Consider the following 13,912-nt stretch of genomic DNA (forward strand, 5'->3'; position numbering starts at 1 on the left):
ATTATTTACCTACAATTTTCTGCAAATGTGCAGGATAACGTTCGCCCTGAATTGTAATTTTAGATGCAGCCGCTTCAATTTGCTGTAAATCGTCGCTCGTAAGTCCAACAGAAACGCCTCCAATATTTTCTTCAAGTCGATGTAGTTTTGTAGTGCCTGGAATTGGTGCAATCCAATTTTTTTGAGCCAATAACCATGCAAGTGCGATTTGTGCAGGCGTTGCATCTTTTTCAACTGCAATGGTTTTTACCAATTCTACCAAGCTCTGGTTTGCCTTTCTGTTCTCTTCAGAAAAACGAGGAACGATGTTCCTAAAATCTGAAGCATCGAATTTAGTTTCTTCGTTTATTGCTCCGGTTAAAAATCCTTTACCTAGTGGACTAAATGGAACAAAGCCAATGCCCAATTCTTCCAAAAGTGGAATAATTTCTTGCTCAGGCTCACGGAAAAACAATGAATATTCGCTTTGCAAAGCAGCTACAGGTTGCACAGCGTTAGCCTTGCGTATGCTTTCTACGCCAGCTTCTGATAAACCAAAATGCTTTACCTTTCCTTCTGCAATTAAATCTTTTACAGTTCCAGCCGCATCTTCCATCCGTACATTTGGGTCAACACGGTGTTGGTAGAGTAAATCAATGTAATCTGTGTTTAATCTTTTCAAAGAACCTTCAACTGCGGCTCTAATTCGTGCCGGGCTACTATCTAAACCTTTTGTAGAATCTCCATCCTTAAAACCAAACTTTGTTGCAATAACAACCTTGTTTCTAAATGAAGCTAAAGCTTCGCCTAATAATATTTCATTAGCAAATGGTCCATAACATTCTGCGGTATCAAAAAATGTTATGCCATTTTCGTAAGCACCCTGAATTAATTTAATGGCTTCTTGTTTATCAGTTGCAGGTCCGTAGCCAAAACTTAAGCCCATACATCCCAATCCTAAAGCAGAAACTTCTAAGCCGTTTTTACCTAATATTCTTTTTTCCATAATGATAAAATTAAAAATAGAAATGCGCTGATTTCCAATTATAAATACAAATGTCGGGAAGGATTGTGTTGCTTTTATTATATAGATTACTGCAATCTATACCATTATTACTGATGGCTTGGCAAAACACATTGAGCAGTGTTCAAAAAGCTTAATTTTATAAAAAATTAAACAAGGAAATGGATATTGTAAACTTTGATAGTGTTAGCGATTATAATAATTACAACAATAACCAAACGCTGCATCCTTTAGTAAGCATTGTTGATTTATCGCAGGCATCGCCAAGAAAAAATTATAAAATGAACTTTAATGTTTATTGCATTGTACTTAAAAATGTAAAGTGTGGTGATATTAAATACGGCAACCATTCGTACGATTACCAGGAAGGAACTTTAGTTTTTTTTGGTCCGGGTCAAGTTGCTGAAGTTATTAATCAGGATTATTACCAACCATCTGGATATGCTTTGGTATTTCACCCAGATTTATTGCACCATACCGCATTAGGAAAGCACATTAACGATTACAATTTTTTCTCATACAATACTAATGAAGCCTTGCATTTATCAGAAAAGGAAAAGAAGATAATTGCAGATTGTTTTTCGAAAATTCAGTACGAACTGGAACAGTCTATTGATAAACACAGCAAGACTTTAATTGCATCAAACATCGAATTGTTTTTGAACTATTGCACAAGGTTTTATGATAGACAGTTTATCACCAGAGATAACGTAAATAAAGGCATTTTGGAAAAGTTCGAGCAGCTTTTAAATGACTATTTCCAATCAGAAAAACCAGCTAAAATTGGTTTGCCATCTGTAGCTTATTGTGCTGATGAAATGAATTTATCTCCAAATTATTTTGGAGATTTAATTAAGAAAGAAACTGGTAAAACCGCACAGGAATATGTTCAGGGTAAAATAATCGAAGTGGCAAAAGAAAGAATTTTTGATTTACAAAAAACCGTTAGCGAAGTTGCTTATGATTTAGGCTTTAAATATCCGCAGCATTTTACACGTTTCTTTAAGCAAAGAATGGGCATTTCACCTAATGAGTATCGTAATGTAAATTAGTTTAAGGCATTAATACCCAACAAAACAGCCAAAATTTTCGAAAACCATCATCAATTCATCGGCAAATATTAATAACGACAATTTGCCAGAGCGTAGCTTGTTTGGCAAAAAGCCAAAGTATTTTTTAAATGCACTGGTAAAATGGGTTGCATGTTTATAGCCTACCTTTTCAGAAATTTCGGCAATGGTAAATTCATTTTCTATAACCATTAACTTTGCCTGTTCCATTTTATACTGGTTTAAGTAACCGTAAACCGTATTACCGAATAGCGTTTTAAAATCACGTTTCAGGTTAAATTCATTAGTACCAACCCTTAAAGCAAGCGTTTTTAAAGAAAGTTGCTCGCCGGTATTACTAATTAAAATTTCCCTCGCTTCCTGCATTTTCTCCATTTCTGTTTGCTTAAGCAATGCCGGAGCTGAATTATTTTGAACCTGCTCAAATTGAGAAATCTGCAAGGCTAATAATTCGATTACTTTCGATTCTAGCAAAAGTTGTTGGTGGAAATCACCACTATCAGATGTACTTAAACGTTGTACAATAGAGCTAATTTCTGGTGTAATTGGCAGGTTACCAGCTGAAAGTACAGCGGGTTCTCCGTCATCCTTCAAAAGTGTTAATTGTTGGTATGCCAGATGATTTATGGGAATGTATCTTCTTAAAAACTCTTTGCTCAAATTAATGCATACAACTTCGTCTTTTAAGCTGCGCATCTCTATTCTGGTAGATTTTAATGCAACCTTGCATAAATTATGTTGCTGCGCCGCTATTTCCAAATCATCAGTAACGCCTCCTCTTTTACTTATGCTGATGCTACCTTTCATCACAAAAATCATTTGATAAGATTCTGGTTGAGTATCATCAGGATAAGCCATTTTTATTTCAACCTTATTTCTATTGCCCACATTAATACTGTGGCTCACTGTTATGGCTTTATTAAATGAATATACGCTTTCCATCGATGGAATATATTCTCCTTTAAGCGTTGTTTCTTCTCCCGATTGCGTCATGTTCAGAATCTATCTTTGCGCAAAGTTATTCTTATTAAGACCTATTCTAAAGAAGAAGTTAAAAAAGTTACACAATTATTAATGAAACACGCTTTACTAGTAATCACATTTTTTATCATTTCAATTGCTGCTAAAGCACAAACTGGCTCATTATCGGGTAAAATCATAGATGAACAGGGAAAACCTTTAGCTGGTGCAACCATCTCCATTAAAGAGATTAACAGAAGCACAATGACGGATGATGACGGAAAATATGAATTGAGGGCATTACCATACGGCAACTACGTTTTGCTAATAAGCTCTGTTGTATCAGAACCGAAAAAACTTTCTGTAAAAATTGATGGCGCTTCAATTACCGCCAATTCTAAAGTAAAAGGCATTTCTGATAAAGAACTCGGGCAAGTAAACATTCAGGGTAAAACCGAAAAGAAAAAAATAGAAACTTCTGGTTTTGCGGTAAATGTTATCGATACAAAAGAAGCTTCCTTAAGAAATTTACAAACTAACGAACTATTAAACAGAACGGTTGGCGTAAGGGTTCGTCAGAGCGGTGGTTTAGGTTCTGATGCAAGTTACAACCTTAACGGCATGTCTGGCAGAGCGATTGGTGTATTTATAGATGGAATTGAAATCTCTACATATGGTTCTTCTTTCAACTTAAATAATATTTTACCTGCTTTAATAGAACGTATTGAGGTTTACAAAGGCGTTTTACCAGCGCACCTTGCAGGAGATTTTCTTGGTGGCGGTATTAATGTAATCCTTAAGAAAGGTGGTATGCGAAATAACCTGATTGCTTCTGTTTCTTATGGCTCATTCAATACGCAGCAGGCAGATTTAAGCGGTATGTATCGCAATGCGAAATCTGGTTTTACGGTGCGTGGATCAGGCTTTTACAGTTATACCGATAATGATTACGAAGTATGGGGACAATTTGTAAGAAACGAAATGCCTAACGGACAAATGGTTGAAACCAGAGGCAGACGTTTTAACGATGCTTATAAATCTTTCGGCGGACGTTTCGAACTTGGCTTTACAGATGTAAAATGGGCAGATAATTTAATGCTGAATTACAATTTCTCCGATACTTACGATGAAGTTCAGCACGGGCAATATATGAGCAGACCTTACATGGGTAGGTTCTCAGAATCTCAGGCACATGTTATTGGTTTAGATTACAAAAAGAATAACCTGTTTTTAAAAGGCTTAAACTTTAATTTCAACGGTGTTTACAGTGATAGACAACAATACATCCAGGATACGGTAAGTTACAGGTACAACTGGAACGGCGAAAGAGTTATTGGTATAAGGGGCGACCCTTTAAGAACTTTAAACGGCGGTCAGCAAGGTTTGCCAACCATGAACACGATTAACAGGCAAATTGCAACATTGCGTTCTAGCTTAAGTTATAACATTGTTCAAAACCATAAAATTGTTTTAAACCATATGTTTTATGTAGTTGATAGACAAGACTCTGATGCTTTAAGAACGGTTTTAGAAAGAAACTACTTATCTACAAGTGATTTAACCAAGAATGTTTCGTCGTTATCTTACGAAGCTGAAACTTTTAACGGCCGTTTAAGAACCAATTTATTTGCAAAGTATTATCAGCAAAAAATCGACCGCATGGACCCAATACAACAAACGGTTAACGGCGTGCCGACAAGGGTAGAGAGAATTACCAGCGACAATAGAAATACAACCGGATATGGTTTTGCAGCATCGTATTCTATAATTAATAATCTGGTGTTAATCGCATCAGCAGAAAAGGCGGTAAGAATGCCCGGAGAATCTGAAATTTTTGGTAATCAGGCTGATAACTTAACGCCAAATCCATCTATTCGTCCAGAAATTAGCGATAATTTTAACTTAGGTTTTAGAGCTGGTGCATACCAGATTAACGACCACAAAATTTCTGTTTCTGGTGCTGGTTTTATCCGTAATACAAAAGATAAAATTGTTTTATTATCAAACGATAGAAACATCACGAATGTAGAAACCACTAACAACGTAAATCTTTCTGGCGTACGTTCAATTGGTTTCGAAGCCGAAATAAACTACATATATCGCAACCTTAATGTGATATTAAACATGTCGAAGTTTAATGCTTTGCTGCAAGATAATGCTTCATTATTTAACGGTCGACAAATACCTAACGAACCATTTTTTACCGCGAACGGAAATGTTCAATATCGATTTAATGATGTTTTGCAGAAAAAATCGATGGTTAACCTTTACTACAATTTTGGATATGTACATCCATTCGAAACCATCTGGCAATTAAGACGCGATGAGTTTAACGTAACACCAACGCAATTTATTCAGGATTTAGGTGCTAGTTATCGCTTCCCAAACCAAAGAATGGTGTTGAGTTTTGATGCCAAAAACATCTTCAACAAAGAAGCATACGACAATTTCGCTGCTCAAAAACCAGGCAGAGCCTTTTACTTAAAATTTAACTATACCATTAATAATTTTTAAAATCTAATTTATAAAAGATGAAAAAGCAATTTTTAAAACTCCTGATGTTAGGAGCCGTTGCAACAACCATTACGCTTGCAGGTTGTTCAAAAACTGGTGAAGAGCCTCAACCCGAAGAAAATTTAGGCGATTCTAACCGCTGGATTACACTTTCTGGTGCTTTAATGGGTACAACTGCTGGTGATGGTAATGGCGGGACGATGGTTTATTCTGTAAGTGTAAACGATGCTAAAGATCCTAACAAATCATTCAGCGTTTATGATAATGGTTTCCCGGTAAGATCTCAACGCACTGCTCGTTTACAATCATCAAACGATGGTGCAACACTTTTTAACATTGCATATACTGGTGCAAACGGAGGCGAATTCTCTAAATATAAAGTAAATGGTGGTTCTAACTACTCAGAATTATCTGATAAAGTAAATATCTCTAGCTACGCCACAACTTCGCCAAGATGGGTTAAATTATTTGATAACGACCAAACAGGTATTGCGGTAAACGTTTCAGGTGTAAAAATTACGACTGGTGCAGGTGGTGCATACAGCTATGCAAGAGGTACATCAACTGTGTTATCTTTAAATTTACAAGCTGCAGGTATTAAAACTTACGAGCAATATGAAATTCCACTTTCTACACAAGAAGAAGCTCAAGGTTTTTACATCGGTCGTTTAGATGGACCAGTTTTAAACAAAGCTGGCGATAAATTAATCATCGGTGCATCAAGAAGTAAATACAACACAACTACAGGTGTTGCTGATAACACAGGAACGGTTAAAATTTCTTCGAAATCAGTTGTGGTAGATTATCCTTCATTAAAAAATCCAAAAGTTATCTCTTCTACGGTTAGTCAAGGTAATACAAATGGTTACCGTAGTTTTAACGCTTTCTTAGGCGAAGATGGTAACATCTATCAGGCAACACAAAACGGTACTTCAGGTTCTCATATTTTAAGAATCGGACAAAATAACGAGTATGACAACTCTTATGTATTTAGCCTGGATGCGGCTTTGGGTGTAACCGGAAGTTATGTTGATGCCTGGAGATATGCTGGTAACGGAGTTGGAATTATTGCTTACAACGTTGCTGATAAAGGTGGTTACCTTGCATTAGTAAACTTAAACAACAGAACAGCAACAAAGGTAGCCATTCCTGATGATGTTGATTTAAGTTTCGGTCAGTACCAGGGATTTGTGGTAAACGGCGATGAAATATTTGTTGCAGTGACTCCGGTTGGTAAAGATGGTAACATCTACATTATCAACAGCAGAACTGGTGTATTAACCAAAGGTGCTAAATTGGTAAACAAAATCGGTAACCACTATATCGGTGTATTTTAATTAACATAAAAAATAAGGCTGTCTCAAATATTTGTTTACTCTATTAGGCAAGTTATATTCTGAACGGTCGTCATTCCCAATTTAATTGGGAATCTTAATGCGATTTGTGATTGCTTTAGGATTCCGGCCTTCGCGGGAATGACGAGAAAACGAAATAAAATTTCCTACTGAGTTATCAAATTCTACTTTTGAGACAGCCTCTTTTTTTAAATGACAATCTTAAAATTATTTTTAAAATAATTTTTCTTGCGGAGGTGTTGCACCAGCCAATCTGATGTAAACGGTTGCTTGCCCTCTATGATGTGTTTGATGCTCGAAACATTTATCTAAAGTCTGTGCTCTGGTTAAATCAAATCGACCAAAAACCTTAACCACTTCTTTTAATTTTGCTTCCGGAAGCTTTTTAATACTTGCAATTACAAAATCATAGCTTGCCAAAACATCTTTGGTAACCGTTGCTTTTGATTTATCTGTTCCCTTTTCTAAAGCGCCCATTGCCAATGGACTTTTTTCGCCGGTTGCAGTTGCTGCAAATGCATAATTTGCATCAGCTAAGTGAAGAAACTGATCTGCGAAAGAACGCATTTGAGGAGTTGGTTTCAAACTGTAAGAAGCTTCTGGCATAACATCAAGATATTCTTTAGTGTATGCTTTTGCTCTTTCCAATTCTTTAACAACTGCATCAGTTGCTGTTTGTGCTTTGGCTGCTCCCACTGTTAACACGAACAATGCAAGCAAAGTAATTTGTTTTAGTTTTTTCATTTTGTTGCTTTTAAAAACCTCAGAAACATGAGGCCTAAAGCAAAGATAGCTATTAATGTATTTCAGAAAATAACTGCAAACAAAAAAGAAATATCTGGAGGAAAATTATTTTAATTCAAATTAGTGCCGCAGCTCTTTAATTAACATTTAGTGGTAGTGTGAAATGAAATGTACTCCCCTTTGATAAAACACTTTCTACACCAATTTCGCCACCATGTCCGTTAATAATTTCTTTGCAAAGAAATAAACCAATACCAAAACCGGCAATTAAATTATTATTCTGCACCCGGTAAAAACGCTCAAACAATTTTGGCATCTCTTCATCCATGATTCCAACACCTTCATCCTTTACCTTAATAAAGATATTATTATCAATTCTAACACATGAAATCTGCACAGTAGAACCCAGCTCAGAATATTTTGCCGCATTATTTATCAGATTAATAATCACCTGGCTAATTTTTGCTCGGTCTGCATTAATCATAACAGATTCAACAGGCTCAAAAATAAAAACATGATTTGGATATAATATGAAAGTTTCTTCTTCTATATCCTTTAAGAGAACAGCAATATCAAAATCTATTTTTTCGATAAACAGTTTCCCCGATTCCAAACGAGCCAGATTAAGAAAACCATTAATCATATTAGTCATTCTTTTGGTTTGCTTTATAGATTGGAAAATTGCCCGCTTCGCCATTTCATCAGCTTCTGCAATTTGCTTCTTATCTAAAACCTGTAAATAAGCTGTTAACGATGTTAAAGGTGTTTTCAATTCATGACTAACCATGCTAATGAAATCATTTTTGCGCTGGTCGTGCTCCTTAATATCCGAAATATCACGTGTGGTTCCTGCTACAGCCTCTACTTCACCCCTTTCATCAATAACAGGGATTAAGATATAGTCATACACACGACTACCCAGAACAGCATGCGGAAAGGATACCTCTCCCCGAACAGATTCTTTAGTTGCAATGATATAGTCAATTTCACGTTCATGCATTTCAGCATGCCATGGCTCGTAACCATTTTCCAACAATCCCTTGCCAATTGCTTCTTCTGGGGTTTTTCCCCACATGGTTAGCAAAGCTTCATTCGCATAGATAAAGTTGTAATTCAAATCAAATACATACATCAAATCTGGCGTACCCGAGGTGATGGTTTCATATAATCTTTTTTGTTGTTCCGATTGCTCTTTTGCCTCTGTAAGCGCCTCTTCAAACCGTTTGCGATCGGTTATATCACTTGCCGCACCAAACCATTCCACTATTGTTCCGGCATCATCAATAATTGGTACTGCCCTTGAAAGTGTCCATCCAATAGAACCATCCCGCTGAAGCACACGATGCTCTAGCTGAAAAATTTTCTTTCCATGAATGGCCTCCTGAATTGCTGTTCTTACTTTTTCCTTATCTAAAGGATGAATATATTGCTCAATCCAATCGGCATTTGGCGCAGTTGTATTAGGCAGAAAACCTCTTCCATCAAGTTCTTGCATTACAAGCCAATCCGCACTCATACGGTAAACCATATCAGATGTAGCAGTAACTAACGCTCTAAAACGCTGCTCGCTTGCCACAACAGATTGCTGTTCTGAAATCAGATTATTAGATGCTGCGCTCATAATTAGTTAAACAATACCGAAAATCAGAAATAAAACGTGAAAATACAACCATTGTTTTAGATAAAATTTTTTGGCTTTAACCAGAAAAACAATATTGTGGAAACCGATTTATAGATCAATTAACCGCTTTCTGTAAAACTGTATCTAAAGATTTTTGAAGAATTTCGATTGCGTTTTCCATTTCACTTTTATCTAGATGGCCAAAACCTAAACGTATTGCCCGAAGGTTTTTAGTTTGATACAAAATTGTTTTTGGCAGGAACAAACCATAATTTGCACACTGCTGTTTCAGCCTGATTAAGCTAAAATCATCAAGCCATTCTACCCAAACCGCTAAGCCACGTGCCGGTATCTTAAATTTTATTTTGCCTTTCAATTTTTCGGTTAACAAATTCACAAAATCATCTCTTCGCTGTTTGTATATCTTTTTGTTTTTTTTCGCAAGGCGATGAACTTCCCCCTCTTCTATCCAATGGCTTAAAACCTGCTCTTTTATTACATCAATTCCGGGTTCTAAAATCCGCTGATGCTTTTCTAGTTCAGCAATAAACTCAGCTGGCGCTGTAATAAATCCATAGCCAAAACCTGATGGCAAAGAACGGGCGAACGAACCAATATAAACCACATTAGCATTCGGATTTACAGCCGATAACGGAAGAATTGGATTGTTATCATAATGAAAATCGAAATCGTGATCATCTTCTATTACTACAAAACCATAGGCATCTGCCAGCTCTAAAATCTCCATCCTTCGCTTTGCGCTCAAGCAATTTGTAGTTGGATAGTGGTAATTAGAGGTGAGATATAAAGCTCTGATTAAATTTTCTTCGCAAACTCTCTTTAATTCCTTTGTGTTTATACCGTCTTCGTCAACCGATACGGTAATAATTTGTGCACCCCTATCCAGCAAAGTCATGTTCGAACCGTAATAACTTGGCGAAGCTACAACCACTTTATCACCTTTTGAGATTAATAGTTTTATAGCTAAATACAAGCTTACTTCGTGACTGCTGGTGGTAAGAATGTTAGATGAAGAAATGCGCAAACCACGGGTTACATTTAAAAAATTAGAAAAGTGATTTTTAAATTCCGTGTGCGATTGCGATTGTTGTTGTTTCCAGCTGATGCCGTTTTTCTTTCTTTTCAGTTTTGATACATACAACCTGGCTAAAATATCGGTTTGTACTAATCTTAAATCGGGCAAACCATCATTAAATTGGTAAGGCAAATTACTGGTTTCAAGAGGGTCTTCTAAAATCACCGAACGCTTAAAAGCAAAACTGGTATTTAAATTTTGAGCAGGTTTTGCCTCTTTAATTTGCTTTTGATTTGAAAGTATAAACGTTCCTTTGTTTGGCAAAATTTCTATAAAACCTTGCAGCTGCAAATCATCAAAAGCTTTTATCAATGTATTGCGATTAACCTTAAGCAATTTGCAGAGCACACGCGTACCCGGAAGTTTTGTTCCTTCTGGTAGCAAACCCATTTGTATCGCTTTTATAAATTCGAAAACGATTTGCAGGTAAACCGCTACGCTGTCATTTGGCTTAAGTTGAATAAAGCTTTGAAAAGGAATTTGAACCGGACTATCCATTTTATTAAAACTGGTACACTTTAATGGTACGGCAAGATACTACTTTTGCAAAAAAAACAAACGAATGAAGAAACTTTACTTTGCTATACTTTTTGCAAGCTTAACGGGAGGTTTATCTGCCCAAATCAAAAAAGACAGCATTATTAATATGAATGATGTTGTGATTAATGAGAACCGTTTCAACACCCCAATTTCAAAACAAAACAGAAATGTTTATGTAATTGACAATGTTACTATTGCAAAATTACCAGGCAGAACGCTCCAGGAAGTATTGCAATATGCTAACGGAATAGACATTAGACAGCGTGGTGCTTTCGGCGGACAAGCGGATATTAGTGTAGATGGCGGCAGTTTTGAGCAAACGGTTTTGCTATTAAACGGTACAAAAATTATCGATATGCAAACAGCGCACAATATGCTTAACCTACCAATTCCAGTAGAAGCAATTGAGCGAATTGAGATTGTTCGTGGTCCGGCTGCTCGTATTTACGGCATTAACAGTTTAACTGGCGCCATTAACATTGTTACTAAAAAACCAACAACTTCCGGTGTTTTGGTTTCGACTTATGCCGGTTCAAATTTCGAGAAAAATACCGATGGAAACGGAAACACATTTGTTGGTGGTGGTGTTCAAGCTGGTGGTGTTTTAAGCAAAAAAAATCACCAACATTCTCTTTTCGGTGCGTATGATAAGGGGAATGGATATCGTTTCAACACAGGTTTCGAAAACACTAAATTGCTTTATCAGGGGAATTTCCAAATCGATGAATCGAACACCGTTGATGCTTTATTCGGTTATGTAAAAAGTGGTTTTGGCGCAAACGGATTTTATGCCAGTCCGGGCGATAAAAATTCTGACGAACACGTTCAAACCACGCTTGCTTCATTACAATCTAAACACCAGATATCTGATAAATGGACTTTAATGCCTCGTTTAAGTTACCGTTATAATTTTGATGATTACCGTTATTTTGGCCCATCAAATTTAAATGCAGGAAGAAGCAGGCATTACAGCAATTCCTTTTCAGCCGAATTAAATACAACTTATAAAATTGCCACTGGCGAATTTGGTTTTGGAGCAGAAGCAAGAAAAGATGATATTAATTCCACTAGCATTGGCGAACGCAACAGAGATAATTTAGGCATTTATGCTCAATACAGAACTCAATTGCTGGAAAAATTAAATGTAAATATTGGAACATATCTTAACTATAATTCTGATTATAAATGGCAAATTTACCCGGGTTTAGATGCGAGTTATGAAATTGCAAATGGCGTGAGGCTGGTAACCAATGTTGGTACAAGTCAGCGTATTCCATCTTTTACTGATTTATACTTAAACCAGCGCCCGGGAAATATTGGTAATGAAAACCTTTCTCCAGAAAATGCTTTACAGGCAGAACTGGGTTTAAAAATTGATAAGGGAAACTTCAATTTCAACGCCAACTACTTTTACAGAACCATAGATAAATTTATAGATTGGACACGAACGGTAACTACAGAACCTTGGCAAAGTAATAATATAGGCGATTTACAAACTAATGGCTTTAATGTTAGATCGAACTACAATTTTGCGGTAGCGGAGAAATCTAAAATCAATATTAATTTAGCTTATACTTATTTAGATTCTAAATTCACAGGCATCAATTCCCAACTTGCCTTTAAATATTTAATTTCATCTTTAAAACACCAGGTTACCAACACAGTTGATTTTCGTTATGCAAACTTTTCTGTATTACTGGCAACCCGTTTCAACCAAAGAATGTCAGGCCCATCTTATTGGATAAACGACGTTAGATTATCACAATCGGTAAATAAGTTTACATTCTTTTTAGATGCTCAAAATATATTTGATACTACTTACAACGAAATTGGAGCGATACCTTTGCCATCAAGATGGATTAGTTTAGGTGTAAAATTTGTGAGTTTTTAAATAATCTCTAACCAAAAAGCCAGCAAATGCTGGCTTTTTGGTTTTTATCTATACTCAGGAATCTTAAATCCTTAAAAAACCATTAATTGTTAATTTAGGTTATCCTGAAAGACTTTCTTAAATCTCCGGTTATTGAGGTTATTCCTGCACTAGTTCCGTGATTTGTATTGCTTCCTGCACTTGGTTTAGTAATCATAAACCTGAATTGATCGTTTGCATCTAATTTTATAATGTCAAATGGAATTGTTACAGTTTGAACGGTATTCGTTGCCATTTCTTCAAATGTAGAATTTACTGCAATTCTATCAACCCAAATGCCTAGTTTATTAATTTGTAACACTAATCTTAATGCAGTTTTACTAGACGAACTACTAATTTTTGGATTGTAATTTATAAATCCAGATAATTTATAATATCCTGTTTTGTTTATAGTAAATGTTTGCAAGTCAGTGTTCATTACTACATAAGCCGGGTTTGAAATAACAACGCTACTGGTTTCCCAAGGTATCGGAACTAATGTACTTCCATTAAAGGAAGATAGAGCCGAAGAAGACATAACGGCTAAAGGAATAAAACTTTTGTAATGCGTTGCCGTGTTCTCCAGCGTAAGGTGGGTTGCTAAAGGATGCCATCAATAGAGATCGAAGGTATTATAATAATTTGTGCAAATATTGTGCAAACTAATTGATACTTAATTCCTAAACCTATTCAAACTTCTATTTTACCAATTGCAATTGAATTATGCAAACTTCTTAATCGCCACTGATCTTGAAAATTCTATTTGCTTTCAATCAAAATTTACAAAAAAAAATCTATGTGCAAACTTTGTGCAAATAAAAAGCCCCACTCGGACGGAGTGGGGCTTAGCTTGATTTTTCAAGCTCCCTCTGCTGGGCTCGAACCAGCGACCCTCTGATTAACAGACAGACGCTATCCATTTCTAACAATATGTTTATCAATTAGTTACGACCTTTCAAAGAAATCCTGTAATGTATTTGTAACGGTTTTTTTTATAAACTCAAATTTAATTTTTTTTTCTAATACATCGTTCTAGCCTTTTATTTTTTTTCAAAAACCAACATAAATACTACACAAAATTGGGAGAAAAAAATAACTTG

10 protein-coding genes are annotated in these 13,912 nt (G+C 35.9%); 4 read left to right on the top strand and 6 right to left on the bottom strand.

Annotated elements, in window-relative coordinates; genetic code table 11:
- Position 1: 1 nt before the first annotated feature.
- A complete protein-coding gene (locus ACO05K_RS13690; protein WP_421944996.1) occupies positions 2–985 on the bottom strand; it encodes an aldo/keto reductase in 984 nt (327 codons plus the stop codon).
- A gap of 179 nt (positions 986–1,164) precedes the next feature.
- Here ACO05K_RS13690 and ACO05K_RS13695 point away from each other — a divergent pair, with 179 nt between their 5' ends.
- Positions 1,165–2,055 carry a helix-turn-helix domain-containing protein gene (locus ACO05K_RS13695; RefSeq protein ID WP_421944997.1) on the top strand — a complete coding sequence of 297 codons (891 nt, stop codon included), beginning with the start codon at positions 1,165–1,167 and terminating at the stop codon, positions 2,053–2,055.
- Positions 2,056–2,064: 9 nt separating this feature from the next.
- On the opposite strand, the gene ACO05K_RS13700 is transcribed toward ACO05K_RS13695, so the two are convergent.
- Positions 2,065–3,066 carry a helix-turn-helix transcriptional regulator gene (locus ACO05K_RS13700; RefSeq protein ID WP_421944998.1) on the bottom strand — a complete coding sequence of 334 codons (1,002 nt, stop codon included), beginning with the start codon at positions 3,064–3,066 and terminating at the stop codon, positions 2,065–2,067.
- Positions 3,067–3,147: 81 nt separating this feature from the next.
- Between ACO05K_RS13700 and ACO05K_RS13705 the strand changes: the two genes are divergently transcribed.
- Together ACO05K_RS13705 and ACO05K_RS13710 are read left to right on the top strand one after the other, a co-directional pair.
- Positions 3,148–5,547, top strand: a complete 2,400-nt coding sequence (locus ACO05K_RS13705) for a TonB-dependent receptor (RefSeq protein WP_421944999.1) — start codon at positions 3,148–3,150, stop codon at positions 5,545–5,547.
- A gap of 17 nt (positions 5,548–5,564) precedes the next feature.
- Positions 5,565–6,884: a hypothetical protein gene (locus tag ACO05K_RS13710; protein WP_421945000.1), complete on the top strand. Its 1,320-nt coding sequence runs from the start codon at positions 5,565–5,567 to the stop codon at positions 6,882–6,884.
- A 231-nt stretch (positions 6,885–7,115) separates the two neighbouring features.
- Here the strand turns inward: ACO05K_RS13710 and ACO05K_RS13715 are convergent, their stop codons facing one another.
- The 3 genes from ACO05K_RS13715 to ACO05K_RS13725 form a co-directional block, all read right to left on the bottom strand.
- On the bottom strand, positions 7,116–7,646 hold the full coding sequence (locus ACO05K_RS13715) for a DinB family protein (RefSeq protein ID WP_421945001.1): 531 nt from the start codon (positions 7,644–7,646) through the stop codon (positions 7,116–7,118).
- Positions 7,647–7,782: 136 nt separating this feature from the next.
- Complete coding sequence (locus tag ACO05K_RS13720; RefSeq protein ID WP_421945002.1) at positions 7,783–9,267, bottom strand: PAS domain-containing sensor histidine kinase; 1,485 nt, start codon at positions 9,265–9,267, stop codon at positions 7,783–7,785.
- Between the two features lie 115 nt (positions 9,268–9,382).
- The gene (locus ACO05K_RS13725; RefSeq protein WP_421945003.1) at positions 9,383–10,861 is read right to left on the bottom strand and encodes a PLP-dependent aminotransferase family protein; all 1,479 of its coding nucleotides are present in this window, start codon (positions 10,859–10,861) and stop codon (positions 9,383–9,385) included.
- A gap of 64 nt (positions 10,862–10,925) precedes the next feature.
- Between ACO05K_RS13725 and ACO05K_RS13730 the strand changes: the two genes are divergently transcribed.
- Positions 10,926–12,794 carry a TonB-dependent receptor plug domain-containing protein gene (locus ACO05K_RS13730; protein ID WP_421945004.1) on the top strand — a complete coding sequence of 623 codons (1,869 nt, stop codon included), beginning with the start codon at positions 10,926–10,928 and terminating at the stop codon, positions 12,792–12,794.
- A gap of 94 nt (positions 12,795–12,888) precedes the next feature.
- On the opposite strand, the gene ACO05K_RS13735 is transcribed toward ACO05K_RS13730, so the two are convergent.
- Positions 12,889–13,350 (bottom strand): hypothetical protein, encoded by a 462-nt coding sequence (locus ACO05K_RS13735; RefSeq protein ID WP_421945005.1) that lies wholly within the window; start codon positions 13,348–13,350, stop codon positions 12,889–12,891.
- Positions 13,351–13,912 lie beyond the last annotated feature (562 nt).

The sequence above is a fragment of the Pedobacter sp. genome, from assembly GCF_965227205.1.
GTDB lineage: Bacteria > Bacteroidota > Bacteroidia > Sphingobacteriales > Sphingobacteriaceae > Pedobacter.